Source organism: Flavobacterium sp. ACN6 (genome assembly GCF_002304005.1).
Taxonomy (GTDB): Bacteria; Bacteroidota; Bacteroidia; order Flavobacteriales; family Flavobacteriaceae; genus Flavobacterium.
In genome coordinates, this window is sequence record NZ_MRCQ01000017.1 from 64977 (window position 1) to 85866 (window position 20890).

A 20890-nucleotide genomic window follows, 5' to 3' on the forward strand; every position below is an offset into this window, starting at 1 on the left:
TCTAAAAGAAATTTTATTTTCAGACTTTAACCGTAACTCTTTTAAATTCTAATTATGAAAAAACCATATACAAAATTATTCATTGTTTGTTTTAATATTGCTGCATCATTATTGTTTTTTGCTAACGGAAAATTAATTCAAATTGATGAAATTTGGATTAGATTCTTACTTTCACTTCTCTTAATATGGAATGTTTTATTATTTTATATGTTGCAAAAAAATAATTCTTAACTCTTTGTATTTTATCACAATCCATCAGGTAATTTACCTCGCCCTATTATTCTCTGCCTGTTCAATTTCAGCTTTTTTATAAGTTGTCTTTTTTGAATTCCCGAAATTATATGTGGCTATTAATTTAAAGTAATTTGTGGTGTAAGTTCGATGGTAGTAAATCTCGGTTTGACCGACTTCGTAATCGCCTGAAACCATAAAATCGTGAAAGATGTCGTTTGCTGTAAAATTCAATTTTAGCGCATCTTTAAAAAAGTTTCTTTCAACACCTAATGTCACCGTCGAACGGCTATTATCTGTTCGTAAGCCATAACTTTTATTGCCTAAATACCAAGCCAATAATTGAATCTTGAAAACATTCGGAATCGTAAATGTATTATTCGAATAAAGATAGAGCTGCGGTGTGATTGGACCTAATTCGTATTCATAAAAATTATCAATAGCTTTAGTCAAATTCATACTTACCGTATTTGTCGAATTCCACCATTTGGCTGTAAAGGATTTTGAGAGTGAAGTAAAAAAAGTATGTTCTTTTTCTAAATTCAACGATCTTAAAATATAACTATTCGGCGTGTCACCTCTCAAAGCCGCACCAGAAATAGGATCTGTTTTATAGGTATATCCTATTTTAAAATCAAATTTTTTATACATCGCACCAATTTCAAAAGCATGAATTTTTTCTGGCAGCAAATTAGGATTTCCTTCTATCGTCGTAAACGGATCTTGATAAATAACATACGGGTTTAGTGCCTGATATCGAGGTCTTGTAATTCGGGAAACATAAGAAGCGTGTCCTTTTAAATCATCTGAAAAAGCCATATTTAAAAGTACATTTGGAAAAACATTCCCGTAACTTTTCTTAAATTTCTGAATTCCGTTTGCAGTTGTGTATAAGTCATAATTTGTCCATTCGCCTCGAGCACCAACCGAGAAATCAAACTTTTCGCCAATCGAACTTCCGTAATTAACATAAGCTGCACTTATGCTTTCCTGATATTTAAAATCGCTTGAAAGTTGATCATTCAATTCAAAACCTGCATCCTTTTCATCAGAAGTCAAAAAAGCGGTATTAGATTTTATAGTCGCATTGCTAAACTTGGCTCCGGTTTCAAGTTTAGTATTTTCATTAATTTTTCTGGAATAATCAGCTTGGGCAGCAATTATATCGATAGTATTTCCAACATTATTCTTGAGATATTTTTGTGAATTGATCTCATCAACCAAACCATTTTCGTGTATAAAATCTTTTATTTTCCCGTTATAATTTGAAAATTGTGTTCCAATAAATAACGAAGAACCTTTTGCATCGGTTATGGCATTGTAATTTAAATTAAAGAATTGATTTAATAAAACATCATTCTTAGCAATATCTGTAGCATAAAAACTATTTTCAGAGTTGTTTTTTATTGCATTTCTGCTTTCTACAACGCCGCCTAAATCTTCGATATTACCACTGTATGCCAGCGAAATATAATTTCTATCAGAAAAAGTATACTGCAGTCCAAATCCGAAATTAGAATAATTATTAAACTGACGTTTCCAGTCTGTTGTAAGTTCTGATCTCATATATTCATCCGGATTTGGACGCGTTCTAGTTGTGTATAACAATTCACGACCTTTTCCCAATTGCAGTCCGTAATTGGTTATAAAAGAGAATTTACCTTTTGTATAATTAAAATCAAGAAGTGTATTGGTACTTGTGCCTGCAAATTCTGAAACTGTAACCTGCTGGCTTGCTGTTCCCAATATTCCGTTTTCGATATTTTGCTTGGTGATAATATTGATAACTGCCTTTCCCTCGGCATCATATTTTGAAGATGGATTTGAAACGACTTCAATTTTTGAAATTTGGGAAACCGGAATTGCAGCAAAACGTTCGTAATTAATCAATATTCCATTTAAATAAATAATGGCTTCGCCTTTTCCTAGTACGCTGATTTGTCCGTCGGCAACCACAACATTTGGAACTCGGCTCAATAATTCATTCACAGAACTGCTTGTGGCTAGGACAGTTCCCGTAACATTGACATCAATTGTTCCGTTTGCGCCATATTTTAGTAATGATGACTGCCTTTTAATAATTACTTCGTTTAACTCATTTTGCTCTTTCTCTTTAATTACAGTGTCTTGAGGAAACTTTAATAATTTTCCTAAGAGCACGTCATCACTATAATAACTTTTATCTGTGACTTTTTTTATGCGTTGCGCTTTTATTTCTATTGATGAAAAAATCAGAATAAAAACATAAAGGATAACCAATTTTAGAAATCTCATAAATTTAACAATTAGCAGTTTGACTTTTATTTAAAACAAAAGTCATCTGAAAATCAATAAATGAGATTGCAAAAAGCGAAATCAGGAGTACGAATTTATAAATTGATACCCAATTAAGATTGTAAAGCCTGAAGCTGATAGTTAAGCGGCGTTGTTCCTTTATGTTTTTTGAATGCTGCGAAAAAGGTTGATTTAGAATTAAATCCAACATCATAACCAACGGCTTCTAAAGTTAATTTATCTGAAGAAGTGATAATTTTACACGCTTCGTTAATTCTGAATTCATTTACATAACTAGTAAAATTCTTTCCTAAATTAGTATTCAGAAACTGCGATAATTGATGGCTTGAAATATTAATTTCTTGAGATAAATCTTGAAGAGTCAGGTTCGGATTTTTATATAAACTTTTTTCAAACATAGCGTTCTCCAATTTTTCTGACCACATTATTGCATCTGCTGATTCTATTTTTTTATTCGAAGTCTTTCCATTCAATAAAAACAAATCGTCTGTTTTTTTTCGGTACAAAAGGATCGAAATTCCTAAATATAAAATAAATGAAAAAACAACCGCTCCACTTATATAGGTAGCACCTGGTGCTCCCAAAATGGATAGAAAATAAAATAGAAACAAAAGAAAATTACCTAAAAAAAGCATTCCGAACCACATTTCAGCTGGAGTTGTTTTTTCTTTTCGGCTGAGGATTTTTTTCAAAACGCCACGAAGTTCAAAACCAGCAAAAGCAATATAAACAAACCATTGACAATAAATAATTCTTATAAAATAGACGCCCCACAGTTTCGGATACACTTCGTACGGATATAAAATGCCAACAGCAACGATTAATGTTCCCCAAAATGCTAGAATAAATTTCCATGATTTAGGCATTATCTGCACTTCTTGAACTGCAGATTTGATAAAATAATACAAAAATGGCCCGATAAAGAAACAAGCCGTAAGCCCAAACTGAAGATACATTTTGGGAAGTTCGGGATGAAAATAAACAAATACAGATTTTCCGATACGGATACTTAAAGCAAACAAAAGTGCTCCAAGAAAATAATTGGTCAGGTATTTTTTCTTGGTAAAAAAGAAAAAATACACACCAAGAATAATTCCGTTGAAAGATCCTAAAGCACTAAAAAAGAATAAAAGTTCTTTACCCGTATCCATAATTTAAATTCGTTATATCCAGACAAAGCTAAAAAAAAGATTGATTTATGATACTGCCTTTATTTTAAATTAAAACACACAAGCTCTCAATTCATATTATTCAATAAATATTCTCTAGAATTTATTCTGAATTATCAAGGCGCAGCGGAAACTAATTTTCCCAATTATAAATACTACTTTTGACTTTTGAGAGTTAAAGTATTATGTTGAAAAAATTACTGTTTTTGACGGTTTTGATCTGGTTTTCTGCGCTTCAGGCTCAGGAAACTCAAACGCTGTACAGAACCAAAAAAATAGTAACATCCAAAGACACCATTCGACTGGAAAAAGTCAGCATTAATTCGAGTTTTTTTCAAATTTTAAATACTAAAAACGAACCAATTGATTCGACTTTTTACAAAGTTGATTTTCAAAAAGGATTTTTACTTTTAAATGAAAATTTTCAATCGGCTTCAGATACCTTAATTGTCAATTACCTTAAGTATCCCGATTTTTTAACGAAAGAATACAGTCTTTACAAATCAGAAAAAATTGTAAGCGGCGACGTTGGAACCGATAAATTGTATCGAATAGACAACAATGCAAATGCAAAAAAAGTAACACCTTTTGACGGCTTAAATACTTCTGGAAGCATTACGCGCGGCATTACCATTGGAAATAATCAAAGCACTGTTTTAAACTCTAATTTGGATTTACAGATTACGGGTAAAATTTCAGAAAAAGTCAGCTTGCGGGCTTCTCTTCAAGACAATAATATTCCGCTTCAAGATGGCGGTTATTCGCAAAAACTCGATCAGTTTGATAATATTTTTATGGAACTTTTCAGCGATGATTGGAATATTCGCGCCGGCGATGTCTTTTTAGAAAATCGGAAAACCCAGTTTTTAAGCTTCAATAAAAAAGTACAGGGAATTTCTGCCAGTTTTGATCTTGATACTGAAAAAAGCAAAACCAATGTTTTCGCTTCGGTTGCATTTGTAAAAGGACAATATGCCAAGAGTACTTTTACAGGGCAGGAAGGAAATCAAGGTCCGTATAAATTGAAAGGCCAAAACGGCGAATTATATGTTCTCGTGATTTCGGGTTCTGAGCGTGTTTATGTAAACGGTGTTTTATTAAAACGCGGTGAAAACAACGATTATGTAATTGACTACAATGCGGGAGAAATTGTTTTTACTTCGCTTTTTACCATTACTTCAGAAATGAGGATTAATGTGGAATACCAATATTCGGAACGCAATTATAACCGACTTGTAACGTATGCCGGCGCTACACACGAAAATAAAAATTGGAGTTTTGGCGGTTACATTTATTCGGAAAACGATTTAAAAAATCAGCCTTTACAGCAAAATCTTTCTACAGACCAAGTTCAGATTTTAAGTGAAGCCGGCGATGATATTAATTTAATGAAAGCGCCTTCTGCCTACGAAGACGCTTATGCAGACAACAAAATTTTGTATAAAAAAACGTTTGTAAATTCGGTTGAAGTTTATGAATATTCTAATAATCCAGCTGATGTTTTATATAATGTACGGTTTAGCCTTGTGGGCGCCAATGCTGGAAGTTACATCATTCAAAACAACAATTCCGTCGAACGTATTTACCAATATGTGGAACCGATTAATGGGATTCTGCAGGGAAATTATGAACCAATTGTACAGCTTGTCGCACCAATTAAACTTCAGGTTGCTACATTCTTAGGAAAATACAATCCGAATGAAAAAACTTTGGTTGATTTTGAATTGGCTGTGAGCAACAACGATCAAAACTTATTTTCTGGAGTTGACGATGGCAATAATGAAGGTGTGGCTTTTAAAACTAATCTTAAAAAACGTCTTTTTTCTCGAAGCTGGAATCTGGATGTTTTTGGAAATTATCAATATGTACAGCAAAATTTCAAATCGGTTGAACGTTTATATAATATAGAATTTAACCGCGACTGGAATTTAACGGGAACACTTTTGGGTAATCAAAGTCTTTTGGTTACAGGTTTAAATTTTGATTTATATTCTAAAAAAGAAACGTCTAATATTGGATTAATAACCTATCAATTTGAGAAATTAGATTTCAGTGAAAGTTATACGGGTGTGAGACATACTACAACTGCTCTTTTCAAAATAAAAAATTGGACAATTGAAAACAACGGAAGTTTCTTGAATTCTGATGCAACGGCTTCAACTTCCAAATTCATTCGAAACCAAACCAGAACCAAATATCACTTTGGAAAAAACTGGGTTGGAGGAACGATGCAGTTAGAAGACAATCAGGAAAAAGATAAAATTACCGATCAGTTTTCGGCTTTAAGCCAAAGATTCTCCGAATATGGCGTATTTACCGGGCGCGGCGACAGTACCAAAGTTTTTGTTGAAGTTGGTTTTTTACAACGACGAAACGACAGTTTGCAAAACGGATTATTGCAGCACGTAAATAATTCGCAGACGTATTATTTAAAATCGAAATTGATTCAAAATAAAAAAACAGACTTAGCGGTTTATGCAAGTTACCGAAATTTAGATTTCACAGATAACACTAGAAAAAATGAACCTTCTTTAAATTCGAGAGTACTATATAACGATCGTTTTTTTAACCAATTAATGCAGATTGGAACGGCTTACGAAACCAGTTCTGGAACCATTGCACAACAGGAATTTACCTATGTAGAAGTTCCAACAGGGCAAGGTGTTTACACTTGGAATGATTATAATGGAAACGGAATTCAGGAATTGCAGGAATTTGAAATTGCTGTTTTTCAGGATCAGGCGAAATATGTTCGAATCTTTTTACCGAATCAGATTTATATTAAAACCAATCAAAATAAGTTTTCGCAGTCTTTAACATTGAATCCGCTGCAATGGCAGAACGAAAAGAGTTTTAAAAAGCTTTTATCTTATTTTTACAATCAGACTTCCTTTATATTGGATCGAAAAGTGAGAAGCGAAGGCGAAAAACTAGAACTTAATCCGTTTGATTCTTCAGAAGAAAACATTTTAGGATTGAATTCGAGTTTTAGAAACAGTTTATTTTACAACCGAGGCCGTCAAAAACATTCTGTTACCTATTCTTATCTGGTCAATAAAGGCAAAAGTTTACTTTCTATCGGCTCGCAGAATGTCCGGAATTATTCGCATCAAATTCAATATACGCATTTGTACCAAAAAAGCTGGTTGTTTAATCTCTTTACCAAAACCGTAAAAACAGATTTAGTTTCTGAAGATTTTGACGAGAAAAATTATGATATTAAAGGCTGGCAGCTTGCGCCAAAGATTAGTTATTTGTTTTCTAAAAACACTAAATTGGATTTCTTTTATGAAATTCAAAACAAGAAAAACCAAATTGGAAATTTTGAAACTTTAGACCAAAATAGAATTGGAACTTCTTTTTCTTATGCGGGTGAAAAGAAAGTAACCGTAAATGGAGAATTTTCTTTTTATGAAAACAAATTTAACGGAAATGAATTTTCATCTGTCGGTTTTCAGATGCTGGAAGGACTTCAAGCGGGATCCAATTTAGTTTGGAAACTGCTTCTACAAAAGAACATTACGTCATTTTTAGATATTAATTTAAACTATCAAGGCCGTAAAAGCGAAACCGGAAATACGATTCATACAGGAAATGTCCAGCTTCGCGCATATTTTTAATGTGATGCGAAAAAGATGATAATAAATTGTTTAATTTTAATTGAAATTTAAACATATAACCCTATGAAAAAATTAGTATTAATCTGTTTATTAGTTGTTTTCTCTTCTAATTTCTACGCTCAGGAAACAACCTCAAAAACTGCGAAAAGTAAAACAGAAGCTTCCACAAAAAAAGCAAAATCAACCGCAGACAAAGCTTCGGCTGATGCCAAAAAAGAAGCTGTAAAATCTAAAAAAGCAGTAGATGATGCAAAACAGGCTTCGGCAAAAGCCAAAAAAGAAGCTGCTGACAATGCAAAGAAAACGGCAGACAAAGAAGCTGCAAAAGCAAAAGCCGATGCCAAAAAAGCAACTACTGAATCTGACAAAGCTAAAAGTGCTGCAGACAAAGCTAAAGCTGATGCTAAAAAATCGACTTCAAAAGCTGATGCTGCTAAGAAAGATGCTGCAACTGCAAAAAAATCAGCGTCTAAAACTTTAAAGGAAACTAATGAAAAAGCTCCTGCGGTTCCGGATAAAGTTACTGGTGAATACAATGGCAAAAAAGTATATACTGGACCAAGAGGCGGTAAATACTATATTAATAAAAATGGAAATAAGACTTATATTCAGGACTAGGAGTCTGAGGAACTAAGGGTCTGAGGTGCTGAGGGACTAAGTTTTAACACAAGACTTTGAAGCCGAACTTATGTTCGGCTTTTTTATTTGAACCAATAAACCTTAGAGCCTTAGTTCCTTAGTCCCTCAGAACCTTAAATTAATCATTTAGTAATACCCTCGAAATAACAGCCAAAACATATTTCTTTATCTTCGTTTTTAAAATCATTAAAAATGAGCATTGATTATTCTGCGAACAAAACTATTTTAGTCGCTCCATTAAATTGGGGACTTGGCCATGCAACTCGTTGTATTCCTATTATAAAAGCGCTTCAGGAGAATAATTATATTCCGATCATTGCCTCAGACGGAGTCGCGCTCGCTTTATTGCGAAAAGAATTTCCTTACATACAAACTCTAGAGCTGCCTTCTTATCATATTGAATATGCAAAGAATGGTAAAAACTTTAAATGGAAGCTGATTAAAAATCTTCCTAAAATGATTACTGCTATTTTAGATGAGAAAAAGATGGTCAATAACTGGATTAAAAAACACGGTATTGACGGCATTATATCAGACAATAGATTGGGAGTTCTAAGCAGAAAAGTTCCTTCTGTTTTTATGACGCATCAATTAAATGTGATGACGGGAAATACTACTTGGTTTACAAGCAAATGTCATCAATATTTCATTAAAAAATATACAGAATGCTGGGTTCCTGACACAAATGATGCAGTAAATCTTACCGGAGCTTTAGGTCATATTAAAAGCGATGAACTAAACTTAAAATATATTGGTCCGCTGAGCCGCATGAAAAAGAAGGATACGCCAAAAATATATGATCTTATGATAATACTGTCTGGACCTGAACCGCAGCGTACTTACTTGGACGAAAAACTGCAGAAAGAAGCAGCAAAGTATCCTGGTAAAGTAGTTTTTGTACAGGGAATTGTTCAAAAAGCACAAGAAAAATGGCAGGCAGGAAATGTTACGTATTACAATTTCATGAATTCCAAACAGCTGGAACAAACTTTTAACGAAAGTGATTTTGTTCTTTGCCGTTCTGGTTACACTACTGTAATGGATTTGGCAAAATTGGGTAAAAAAGCTTTTTTTATTCCAACTCCCGGGCAATACGAACAAGAATATCTGGCGATAAAACTTCAGGAAGAGAGTTTAGTACCGTATGCAATGCAAGACGACTTTACGATTGAAGATTTATCAAAAGTAAAGTCGTTTAAAGGATTGTCCCAATTTGAAAATACTATCGACTGGGATTCGTTATTTAAAGTTTTTGAAGATTAACCTTTAGAAGTTAAACTGCGCTTGCAATCGCAATAAATTTCCTTGTTGTCTGTTTATTGGAAGCGCGCTGTCTTCAAAAGTTCTATCTGCAATTACGTATTCTGCTGTAAGTTCAAAAGCTTTAAAAGGCTGCCATTCTACACCAATTTCATAATCTCTTACAACATAACTTCTGGCATCTTTCTCGTATTTTTTCCCTCCGTCATAATATTGAAATTTAGCGAAAGGGTAAATATGCTGTTTTTTGATGTCTAATTTATAATTGAACAGAACGTAACCTCCGTTTAGATCTGTCTCGTCTACAGTATTAGTTAACGTATTATAACGAGGTCCTGTTCCGATATTATATTCAGTCTGGATTCCAAATGGTCTTGGATATAAAACAAATGTTGCTCCTACCCTTTGGTCTTTTACATACTGCGGATCATTTACAATAACTCCTGATGAAATTTCTCCTGTAAATGCCCATTTTCCAGTGTAAGCCTGAATTCCCGGTTCGATAATCTGGCTTCCAATCACAAACGGATAAGTTACTCTTGCCACAACATTTAAATCTCTATTTCCGTCTAGTTTATTCGCAATTTGTCCGTTGTAAACTCCAAAGGCAAATACTCCAAAATCTCCTGATCCTTTGTAACCATCTTTTACCAGCATGTCAAAACGCTCTCTAATCTCGGCTGGAGCCCAGTAAAAAAATAATCCTAAATCACGTTCATTTAATATTGCACTATTCATAGCATCGTTACGGTCTAAAGCCAGACGCTGTGAACTTGACTGCATATTTTCGAAACCATAAGGTATTTTACTCTGCCCGACACGAACTCTATATTCCTTTTTCTTATCAAAAGAAAGATCAAAATACAAATCTCGAATTTGGACGAAATTCTGAATTCCAGTACTTGGCGAACTGGCAAAATCGGGCTGAAAGTAGAAAAACACATTTGGATGAACCTGTCCAGAAAAAACCAAACGCGCACGGCGAATAAAAAGGCCGTTGTTTGCTTTTGCATCTGGAGCGGTAGAAGTTGTTCCCCAAGATTTATCACACTGCTCGCACGAAACTTTGTCATTTGTAGAGAATAAACCATTGTATCTAATTTGCGCATAGCCTCTTAAAGAGATTCTGTCGTACCAATGTTCTTCTCCGCTAACTCCAGATTTGGTATCTGGAAGTTTAGCTTTATTGATTGAATCTAAAATACGAATTACTTCGTTTTTTACATCCTGTTTATTTATTTCCTGTTTATTTATTTCTTGTGCATTTGCAGCGCAAGTAATCAGCAATAAGACGGCTAATATTTTTCTTTTTATCATTAGTTCTTTAATTCCCTTAATTTCAGGATGCAAAGATGGAGTACCTATGTTAAGAAATCATTAACCAGATGTTACTATAATAAAAATTTAATGTTATGGACTAAATCCAAATGTTTATTTATCGTTAAAGACCTTTATTTTAAGGCTTTCAGCAAAAATGACCTTACGATTTTTTAACGTCAGATTTTGTGTTTTTGAATGCTTTTTCGAGCGTAAAAGAGAATTCTGAACCAATTCCGAACTCACTTTCTACATAAACTTTCTCTTTATGCGCTTCAATAATATGCTTTACAATTGCTAAACCTAAACCAGAACCTCCTTCAGAACGCGTTCCGCTTTTGTCTACTCGGTAAAAACGTTCAAAAAGTCTTGGAATGTTTTGTTTTTCAACACCTTCTCCATTATCGCTAATACGAATTAAGACTTTTTTCTTGGTTAGGTTTACAACACCAACTTCAGTTAGTCCGCCTTCTTTTCCGTATTTTATGGAGTTTACAATTAAGTTTTCTAAAACCTGCTGAATTCTGTCCTGATCGCCACGAATGATAACCGACTGTACATTTTTACTTTCAAAAGCCAATTTGATTTTCTTTTTATCGGCTTTCATTTCCAATAAATCAAAAACATTCTGGATCAGTTCCACAATATTAAAATCAGTCATATTCAAATCTAAATCTCCCGATTCTAATTTGGTAATCATATCCAGATCTTCTACGATATAAATCAAACGCTCTACTCCTTTTTCGGCGCGTTTCAAATATTTTTTCCGAATATTCTTGTCATCCATCGCCCCATCAAGCAAAGTTGATACATAACCTTGAACGGTAAATAATGGTGTTTTTAATTCGTGCGAAACATTTCCTAAAAACTCTCTGCGGTATTGCTCACGAATTTCCAGCATTTCGATTTCAAGTTTTTTATCTGTCGCAAACTTTTTCACTTCACGCGAAAGCGTTTCCATATCGGTATTAATGGGTTGATTAATCAGGGTTGTAGATTCTAATAATGAAACCTCATCGTAGATTTTTTTTACTCTTCGGTAAATAAAACGCTCTACGCGATATTGTAAAACCAAAAATGAGAATATATAGATCGCAATGATGAAAATTATTCCAAAAGCTATTTGATGTTTCAATTGGTTTTTATAAAATAATGACATCAAAATCAGTACAAAACCTGTAGAAAAAATGCTTATATACAATGCCGATTTTATAGCAAACTTGTATGTTTTTTTAAAATTAATTTTCATTGATATTATTTAAATAATAAATCATTAAAAGGTTGTTCTTCACCATATAAGTGACATAAGTTCATTTAAACAAACTTACTTTTTATGAATTACAAAACAATGTAAAAAAGTAAATCTTTGTCAAAGTTCAGAACTTTGACAAAGATAAATTAGATTTCAAAATATACACCTTATAATTAAATGAACTTATATCAATTATATGGTGCAATTTCAATAGAGTGTTTATACTTCAAATTTATAACCCACACCTTTTATAGTTTTAAAAAGGTCTTCGCCTATTTTTTCACGCAGTTTTCTAATGTGAACATCAATTGTTCGTCCTCCAACTACCACTTCGTTCCCCCAAACCTTATCTAGGATTTCGTCTCTTTTAAAAACTTTTCCAGGTTTTGAAGCCAGCAGATAAAATAATTCGAATTCTTTTCTTGGCAAAGCAATTTCTACATTGCCTTTAATGATTTTATATTCTTCGCGGTTAATTTCGATTCCGCCAACATTTAAAGTATCCGAAACAACTTCTTGTTCTTTTAACCTTCTTAACAAAGCCTTCACTTTAGATACCAATAATTTTGGTTTAATTGGCTTTGTAATATAATCATCAGCACCAGCATCAAAACCAGCTACTTGCGAATAATCCTCACTTCTTGCGGTAAGGAAAGTTATGATAACATTATTTAATTCAGGAATTTTTCTAATATGCTCGCAAGCTTCCATTCCGTCCATTTCTGCCATCATTACATCCATAATAATTAATTCAGGCAATTCTTTCTGAGCTTTAGCTATAGCATCTTTTCCGTTAGAAGCTGTAACAATCTGGTAGCCCTCTTGAGCAAGGTTATAGCCAACGATTTCTAAGATATCCGGTTCGTCGTCAACTAATAAAATCTTAGTTTGTGTTTTTTTCATAAATAGCAAAAATTGAGATTTTTACATCAAATCTTTTTAATTATTTATCCGATGTTTTTTATTTCACAGGGTAAATATAGTAACAAAAGAACCTTTAAAAATTGGTGTTAACGGTAATTTAATCTGGTAACAATTTGATAATCTTTAGCACACAAAAACATAACAAGTTGGTAACATCGACTTCACGGTGCAGTTATTTCTTTGCACAAAAATAAATTAACACAACACTGAACAAATGAAATTCAATTTAAAATTTCTATTTATTGCATTATTTATCTGTACGATTTCGATCGCGCAAAACAAAGGTACAATTTCTGGAGTTCTAACCGACAAAGAAATGAACAATGAAGTTCTACCATTTGCTAATGTTTTAATTAAAGGTACAAATATTAGCGCAAACACAGACATTGACGGAAAATATTCGTTGAGCGTAAATCCAGGAAATTATACTCTTATTTTTAGTTTTTTAGGATATGAATCTGTAGAAGCTCCAGTTGCTGTAAAGGCAGACGAAACTGTAGTGGTTAATCAAGCTCTTTCATCTGGAAGTTATACACTTAAAGATGTTGTTGTTCAAGCGACAGCAGTGAGCAAACAAAAAGAAACGGCTTTGCTTTTAGAGCAAAAAAATGCTGTTGACATCAAACAAACTATTGGTGCACAGGAGCTTTCTAGAAAAGGCGTTGGAGATGTTGCTGCAGCTGTAGCTAAAACATCTGGTGTTTCTAAACAAGAAGGAAGTAACAACGTTTACGTAAGAGGATTGGGCGACCGTTACAATACTACTTCGATGAACGGACTGCCGATTCCATCAAATGACCCACAGAAAAAGAACATTGCACTTGATCTTTTCTCAACTGATATCGTTGAATATATTTCAATTGACAAATCATATGGAGCAAAAATGTATGGTGATTTCGGCGGAGGAAATGTTGACATCATATCTAAAGATTACCGCGGGAAAGGAATGTTTGAAATTTCACTAGGATCTAAAGTTAATACTAATGCAGTATCAAATTCTAGCAACTTTTTATTGCAGCAAGGTCCAAACAAATCAGGATTTGTTTCATACGGAGTTCCTAGCAACCCTTTAACTAGTTTTAGTTTCGAAAACAGTTTAAATCCTAAAAAGGAATCTCCATATGGAGGAAACTTTAACCTGAAAGCAGGTAAAACTTTCAACATTGGTGAAGAAGGAAAATTAAGCCTTTTTGCTACAGCAGGTTTTGCAAATGGTTACGAATTTAGAGAAGGACTAACTCAAAGTGTAAATGCTCAAGGAGCTTCATTAAAATCTTTCCAACAACAAAAATTAACTTATAACACAAATACTACTGGTATGTTCAACGCTAATTATCGTTTGAATAAAAACCATAAAATTGGATATAACTTTTTGTTTGTAAATACATCTGATCAAACTAGAGATACATATTATGGATCTGACCGTGATTTTGATAATGAGAATGCAGATCTATATATTCAAAGAGGTACGTTTACACAAAATACCGTTTATATCAATCAGCTTCTAGGAAATGATAAAATAACTGATAAAATTGATTTGGACTGGGGACTTTCATACAACACTGTAAAAGGCAGTATGCCGGACAGAACTCAAAATAAAATGTTTCACAATCCTACAACTGACGTATACACACTTGCACAAAGAACCACTACTGACAACCAGAGATACTTCCAAGATCTTACAGAGGATGAGGCAGCGGCAAATCTAGCTTTAAGTTACAAATTAGGAGACAAGGAAAGCGGAGAATCTAAAGGAAAAATCACAGTTGGTTACAACGGTAGATTTAAAAAACGTGATTTTGAAGCTATTCAGTTCAACTTTAACATAAGCCAGACTGGACAAAATACAAGTGTAGATCCAAATAATCTAGACGCATTCTTCAATCAAACAAACTATCAAAGCGGTCTATTCTCTACCGCAGCTTTTGCAGGAATGACTCCTCAAACTTATGATGGAAAGCAAGATATACACGCAGGATTTGGTAATATAGAATACAAATTATCAGACAAACTTAGTGGTGTTTTAGGTCTTAGATATGAGAAAATTACTCAAACAGTTAACTGGAGAACACAACTTGATGCAGGTGGAGGAACCAATACATTTGACAGAAATGAGTTTTTACCAAGTGCTATCTTAAAGTATGAGCTGAACGAAAAACAGAATCTTCGTTTTGCAGCTAGTAAAACTTATACATTACCACAATTTAAGGAACGCGCTTTGTTTATTTATGAAGATGTAATGGAATCTGTACTTGGTAATCCAAGTTTATATCCTTCTCAGAATTATAATGTTGACCTTAAATGGGAGATGTTTCCTAAAAGCGAAGAGTTATTCTCTGTTACTGCCTTTGGAAAATACATTTTAGATCCAATTAACCAAATCATTATTGCTTCTTCTTCAAATGACATTTCTTTCGTGAATATTGGAGATAGTGGATACGCATATGGAGTGGAGCTGGAAGCAAGAAAAAACATCTTTGAAATAGAAGGTGAATACACTAATAAACTTTCTTTTGGTTTTAATGCTTCACTAATGAAAACCCACCAAGATATTGATGCTGACAAAGTAAGAGAAGAAACGGACGGAAGATTAAGCATCAATACTACAGATAGCAGTTCTGGTTTCACAGGAGCTTCAGATTTGATTTTAAATGCAGATTTATCGTATACTAAAAACTTCAGAAATGACTCTGGAATTATGGCAACATTAGCTTACAACCATTATTCTGACAAACTTTATGCCATTGGAAACGAAGGAAAAGGAAATTTAGTAGACAAAGCTATGGGATCTTTAGATCTTGTTTTCAAAACAAAATTGAACAAAAATTTAGGAATTGATTTTGGAGCAAAAAACCTTTTGAACCCAGAATTTAAAAGAGTTCAAGAAAATGCAGGTGGAGACATTTTAGTTTTCGACTACAAAAAAGGAATCAATTTAGGATTAGGAGTAAACTACCAATTCTAAGAACAGCATAAAAGTACATGTTGAGTTATCAATTTCTTAACATTCCAATAAAAAACAAATAACAAATAGATTACAACAGCTTAACGTTGATTCAGGCTTAAGTTCTAATCTTTGCATAAACACAAACTAATTAAAAAAGTAATGAAAAAAACAATTTCAACAATTTTCGGTTTAGCGGCATTATCGCTTGCAACACTTACAACATCTTGCTCTAGTGATGACAAAAATGACGTACCAACATCAGATTTCGTAGTAGTTAGAGACAACTTACAAGGAGAAATCAACAGTGGAGAGGTTATCTTAGAATCTGGAACTTATAAACTTACAGGAAAATTAGTAGTTAAAAACACAGCAAAGCTTACAATTAAACCTGGAGTTATTATCGAAGCAACTGCATTAGCAGCCGACCAATTACAAGCAGTAAGATATATTGCTGTTGCTCAAGGAGGACAAATCGACGTTCAAGGAACTGCTACAAACCCTGTAGTTATGACTTCAGAAGTAAAAAAACCTGCTGCTTGGGGAGGTTTAGTACTTTGCGGAAAAGCACCAATCAACAAAAACATTGGTTCAACAGCTACTGCGGAAGTTTCTGAGTTAGCATACGGAGGAACTGATGCTGCTGACAACTCTGGATCAATCAAATATTTAAGAATTGAGTACCCAGGTTTCTCTTACAGCAGTGATAAAGAATTCAATGGTATTTCTTTCTTCGGAGTTGGAAATAAAACTGTTGTAGATTATGTACAAGTTTTTGAAAGTTCAGATGACGGATTCGAGTGGTTTGGTGGAACTGTAAACGCTACTCACTTAGTAGTTTCTAATAAAGATGCTGCTTCTGTTGGTGATGATTTATTTGACTGGACTGAAGGATGGAATGGAACAGGTGAAAACTTCTACGGAATCAGAACTAACGCTGGTAACAGAGGTATCGAAGCTGACAACAACGCTAACAACCACTTAGCTACTCCAATTTCTTTCCCAACTATCAAAAACCTTACTCTAATTGGAGCTGGTGTAAATGATACAAGTGCAGAATCTCAAGCTTTCAAATTAAGAGTTGGTACTAAAGGTAAATTTGACAACGTTGTATTAAAAGGTTGGAAAACTGGTTTCGACGTTCAACATGATGAAAGTATCTCATACACTGGAACTGATTTATTGGCTACTAATGTGAAATTCGAAGACGTAACAGTTAAATCAAAAGCTACTGCTACAACTCCAGTAACGGGAGTAACTCCAGATATTTCTAAATTATTCACAGAATCTGCAACTGCAACTGGAGCAGGAAACGGATCAGGAGTTCCAACTTGGACTGCTGGATGGACAAAAGGTCTATAATCTAAAGACAAACATATTTAAAAACACTCTAATATAATTAGGGTGTTTTTTTTTATATCATTTTATACTAATGATATACTTGATCTGCAACAACTTCGAATATAAATGTTAAAAAACATCCTAAATATTTAGGATGTTTTTTTTTGGCGTACTTTTTGTAATTTTTTTTGTATATTTACAATAATCAAATACATGCGATGGCAAAAAACTACTTTTATATTACTTTCTTATTGGCATTTTTCTTTTCTGTAAGCGTCTCGGCGCAAGACAGCAGGCAATTACCAAAACCTCAGGAATCTACTTCTATTGAGGGTTTAAGTTTGTATCCTAACCCCGTAACGAATGGTAAAGTTTATATATCATCTAAAAACGATTTAGAGAAGGAAATTATTGTGTTTGACATTTTAGGAAAAAAAGTACTTCAGGCACATTTAACATCAAGAGAATTAAATGTTTCAGAATTACCTCCTGGTGTATACATAATTAAAATAAGCGAACAAAACGCATCGGCAACCCGAAAGCTTATTATTCGGTAAAACATAGAAAAAAAAGCTCCTTTTTAGGAGCTTTTTTTAGTTTACAATACTCAGTCACAGTTTTCAGTTAGCAGAATCGAAAACTGTGACTGAAAACTGCGACTGAAAACTAAAAACAATATCTTTGCAAAAAAAAGTTTTGATCACAGCCAGCGATATATTCACCATTTCGAGTCAGAAACAATTTGAGAAAATAGCACTAAAAGTGTTTCGTTTTCAGCACGAGAACAATAAAGTTTATCGCGATTTCTGTGATTTTTTAAAAGTCAATCCACAACAGGTAAAATCATTGCAGCAAATTCCTTTTTTACCTATTCAGTTTTTTAAAAGCCATGATGTGGTTTCTAATAACGAACCTGCACAGGTAACTTTTACCAGCAGCGGTACTACGGGAATAATTACCAGCAGACATTTGGTAACAGATGTCACACTATATGAAGAGAGTTACCGTAAAGGATTTTCTCAATTTTATGGCAATATAGAAGATTACGTTGTTTTAGCCCTTTTGCCGTCTTATTTAGAACGCGGAGGCTCTTCGTTAATCTATATGGTTGAAGATTTAATAAAACTCTCTAATCAGCCTGAAAGTGGGTTTTATTTACACAACCACGGAGAACTTACCCAAAAGCTAATTGAATTGGACAATGCTGGTCAAAATGTAATTTTAATTGGTGTTACTTACGCTTTATTGGATTTGATCGAAAAACAATCTTTCAATCTTCAAAATACCATTATCATGGAAACTGGCGGAATGAAAGGAAAACGTAAAGAAATGATTCGTGAAGAATTACACGAACAACTTTGCAAAGGCTTTGGAGTATCGTCAATTCATTCAGAATACGGAATGACCGAACTTCTGGCACAAGCGTATTCTTTAGGTGATGGTGTTTTCGAATGTCCTTCTTGGATGAACATTTTAGTTCGCGATCCAGAAGACGCGCTCACTTACGTGAAAGACGGAAAAACAGGCGGTATAAACGTAATTGATTTAGCCAATATAAATTCCTGTTCTTTTATCGCAACACAGGATTTAGGCAAAAAAAATCCCAACAACTCTTTTGAAGTATTAGGACGTTTTGATAATTCTGATATTCGCGGCTGTAATTTGATGGTTCTTTAGAATGGTTTAATCGTTGATTTAGTTAATCTTTTAATTGTTGATTTGTTTAATCGTTTAATCGTGTTTTCACTTTTTGATTAAACGATTAATCGTAAAAATTCCGATTAAACAATAAAACGGTTAACCAATTAAACAAAACGAAGAAACTAATTCTCATCACTTACACCAATACTTTCTATTCCCTCTTTTTTCGCCATGGCTCTTTCCTTTTGAACTTTATTTTCTAAAAGCTTGAAAACACCGTAGCATCCTAATGCTCCACACAGAACAAAAAATATATTCCAGCCTGGATTGATATAACTCTCTCCTTCAGTAGAATCTATACCATTAATAAAAACAGAAAAAAGACCAACCACAAATCCAGCAATAGCTGTACTTCCATAGTAAGCAATTACTCCAATAAAAAAGTAAGTCCATTTATTTTTATCATATTCAATAGCCAAGTTGGTATATGCTTTCCATATCCAATAAATGAGTAAAATTCCAATCATATCTTATTCTATTTTAAGGAAATAAACTTACTAAAAAAACATTTACATTTTCATAGAACAAATGGAATATATTATCGGTTAAAAAAAATATTATTTTACATTGTGTCTTGTAGGAACAACTATCTACTGTTTACACAACATAATCTCTCCTGTAAACCAAACGTTCCTACGGAACTTATAAAACACAATCCAAATTTTAGTTCTGCCAACGAAACATTCCTACCGAATGAATGGCTCTTTTTAAATAAAAAAATCCCAACAACTTTTTGAGTCATTGGGATTTTTGATATTATAAAATGTTTCTAAGTTTAATCGCAAAAACTCCGATTAAACAATTACACGTTTAACCAAATAAACAAATAAACACTTAAACAACTCTAATCACAAAATAATTCTTCTTACCACTTTGCAATAACACAAACTGATTATTGATTAAATCATTTGCTGTCAATACAAAATCTTCTTTAATTTTCTCCCTGTTTACAGAAATAGAATTTGCTGTCAAAGCACGTCTCGCTTCTCCGTTTGATTTAAAGAAACCCGTTTTCTCATTTAAAACAGAAACAATATCCAATCCGTTTTCAAGATCCACCTTTGCGATTTCAGCTTGCGGGACACCATCAAAAACTTCTAAAAAAGTTGCTTCGTCTAATTGCTTTAAATCCTCTGCAGTTGAGTTTCCAAATAAAATATTTGAAGCCTGAATTGCTTTTTCTAATTCTTCACGATTATGAACAAAAACCGTAATTTCTTCTGCTAATTTCTTTTGTAAAACTCTTAAATGCGGAGCGGTTTTATGTTCTTCGATTAAGGCATCAATTGTTTCTTTTTCTAAGAAAGTAAAGATTTTAATATATTTCTCTGCATCAACATCTGTTGTATTTACCCAAAATTGGTAAAATTTGTATACAGAAGTTTTATCTGCATCTAACCAAACATTTCCACCTTCAGATTTTCCGAATTTAGAACCGTCTGCTTTTGTAATCAAAGGCGTTGTCAAAGCATAAGCTTTTGCATTTTCGCCACCCATTCTGCGCACTAATTCTGTTCCCGTGGTAATATTACCCCATTGGTCAGAACCTCCCATTTGCAGAATACAGTTGTTGTTTTTATATAAATGATAAAAATCGTAACCTTGAATTAATTGGTATGTAAACTCTGTAAAAGACATTCCCTCGCCTTCTCCGCTAAATCTCTTTTTTACAGAATCTTTAGCCATCATATAATTTACGGTGATTCTTTTTCCAACTTCACGTGCAAAATCGATAAAAGAGAATTCTTTCATCCAATCGTAATTATTTACCATTACTGGTGCATTTGCTTCGGTTGAATTAAAATCTAAGAAACGAGACAAAACACTTTTAATTCCTGCTACGTTTTTAGCCAAAGCCTCTTCATCAAGCAAATTTCTTTCATCAGATTTACCAGATGGGTCACCAATCATTCCTGTAGCTCCACCAACCAAAGCAACCGGCTTATGTCCGAAATTCTTTAGGTGAACCAATAAAATAATCTGAACCATACTTCCGATATGCAGTGAATCTGCCGTTGGATCAAAACCAATATACGCAGTAGTAACCTCTTTTAGTAATTGTTCTTCCGTTCCAGGCATACTATCATGATATAACCCGCGCCATTTTAATTCTTCAACTAGATTCTTCATTTTTTTATAAAATAATTTGCGCAAATATAATCAATGGCAGGCGCAATCACAAAAAGTTATGCCACTA

General features: G+C 33.4%; 14 protein-coding genes. 7 read left to right on the forward strand and 7 right to left on the reverse strand.

Annotation, left to right across the window (positions count from 1 at the left end):
• Window positions 1–264: 264 nt before the first annotated feature.
• Window positions 265–2505 (reverse strand): outer membrane beta-barrel family protein, encoded by a 2241-nt coding sequence (locus BSF42_RS20325; RefSeq protein ID WP_095954927.1) that lies wholly within the window; start codon window positions 2503–2505, stop codon window positions 265–267.
• 113 nt (window positions 2506–2618) lie between these two features.
• Window positions 2619–3677: an AraC family transcriptional regulator gene (locus BSF42_RS20330; RefSeq protein WP_095954928.1), complete on the reverse strand. Its 1059-nt coding sequence runs from the start codon at window positions 3675–3677 to the stop codon at window positions 2619–2621.
• A 203-nt stretch (window positions 3678–3880) separates the two neighbouring features.
• Here BSF42_RS20330 and BSF42_RS20335 point away from each other — a divergent pair, with 203 nt between their 5' ends.
• The 3 genes from BSF42_RS20335 to BSF42_RS20345 all read left to right on the forward strand — a co-directional run bounded on the left by BSF42_RS20335 (window position 3881) and on the right by BSF42_RS20345 (window position 9217).
• Window positions 3881–7315, forward strand: a complete 3435-nt coding sequence (locus tag BSF42_RS20335; RefSeq protein WP_095954929.1) for a hypothetical protein — start codon at window positions 3881–3883, stop codon at window positions 7313–7315.
• Window positions 7316–7378: 63 nt separating this feature from the next.
• Window positions 7379–7933 carry a hypothetical protein gene (locus BSF42_RS20340; protein WP_095954930.1) on the forward strand — a complete coding sequence of 185 codons (555 nt, stop codon included), beginning with the start codon at window positions 7379–7381 and terminating at the stop codon, window positions 7931–7933.
• A 213-nt stretch (window positions 7934–8146) separates the two neighbouring features.
• Window positions 8147–9217, forward strand: coding sequence for a glycosyltransferase (locus BSF42_RS20345; protein ID WP_095954931.1), 1071 nt, complete (start codon window positions 8147–8149; stop codon window positions 9215–9217).
• A gap of 3 nt (window positions 9218–9220) precedes the next feature.
• Here the strand turns inward: BSF42_RS20345 and BSF42_RS20350 are convergent, their stop codons facing one another.
• The 3 genes from BSF42_RS20350 to BSF42_RS20360 all read right to left on the reverse strand — a co-directional run bounded on the left by BSF42_RS20350 (window position 9221) and on the right by BSF42_RS20360 (window position 12686).
• Entirely contained in the window at window positions 9221–10531 is a 1311-nt protein-coding gene (locus BSF42_RS20350; protein WP_095954932.1) for a porin, read from the reverse strand.
• Window positions 10532–10694: 163 nt separating this feature from the next.
• Window positions 10695–11780: a cell wall metabolism sensor histidine kinase WalK gene (locus tag BSF42_RS20355; RefSeq protein ID WP_095954933.1), complete on the reverse strand. Its 1086-nt coding sequence runs from the start codon at window positions 11778–11780 to the stop codon at window positions 10695–10697.
• A 222-nt stretch (window positions 11781–12002) separates the two neighbouring features.
• Window positions 12003–12686 (reverse strand): response regulator transcription factor, encoded by a 684-nt coding sequence (locus BSF42_RS20360; protein WP_095954934.1) that lies wholly within the window; start codon window positions 12684–12686, stop codon window positions 12003–12005.
• Between the two features lie 235 nt (window positions 12687–12921).
• On the opposite strand from BSF42_RS20360, the gene BSF42_RS20365 reads away from it, so the two are divergent.
• The 4 genes from BSF42_RS20365 to BSF42_RS20380 all read left to right on the forward strand — a co-directional run bounded on the left by BSF42_RS20365 (window position 12922) and on the right by BSF42_RS20380 (window position 18669).
• On the forward strand, window positions 12922–15672 hold the full coding sequence (locus BSF42_RS20365) for a TonB-dependent receptor (protein WP_095954935.1): 2751 nt from the start codon (window positions 12922–12924) through the stop codon (window positions 15670–15672).
• 141 nt (window positions 15673–15813) lie between these two features.
• Entirely contained in the window at window positions 15814–17013 is a 1200-nt protein-coding gene (locus tag BSF42_RS20370) for a hypothetical protein (protein WP_095954936.1), read from the forward strand.
• A 197-nt stretch (window positions 17014–17210) separates the two neighbouring features.
• On the forward strand, window positions 17211–17549 hold the full coding sequence (locus tag BSF42_RS20375; protein ID WP_095954937.1) for a T9SS type A sorting domain-containing protein: 339 nt from the start codon (window positions 17211–17213) through the stop codon (window positions 17547–17549).
• Window positions 17550–17688: 139 nt separating this feature from the next.
• Entirely contained in the window at window positions 17689–18669 is a 981-nt protein-coding gene (locus BSF42_RS20380) for an acyl transferase (protein WP_172426732.1), read from the forward strand.
• A 146-nt stretch (window positions 18670–18815) separates the two neighbouring features.
• Here BSF42_RS20380 and BSF42_RS20385 read toward each other — a convergent pair whose 3' ends face one another.
• Together BSF42_RS20385 and tyrS are read right to left on the reverse strand one after the other, a co-directional pair.
• Window positions 18816–19160 (reverse strand): hypothetical protein, encoded by a 345-nt coding sequence (locus tag BSF42_RS20385; protein WP_095954939.1) that lies wholly within the window; start codon window positions 19158–19160, stop codon window positions 18816–18818.
• Between the two features lie 367 nt (window positions 19161–19527).
• Window positions 19528–20823, reverse strand: a complete 1296-nt coding sequence (gene tyrS / locus BSF42_RS20390; protein ID WP_095954940.1) for a tyrosine--tRNA ligase — start codon at window positions 20821–20823, stop codon at window positions 19528–19530.
• Window positions 20824–20890 lie beyond the last annotated feature (67 nt).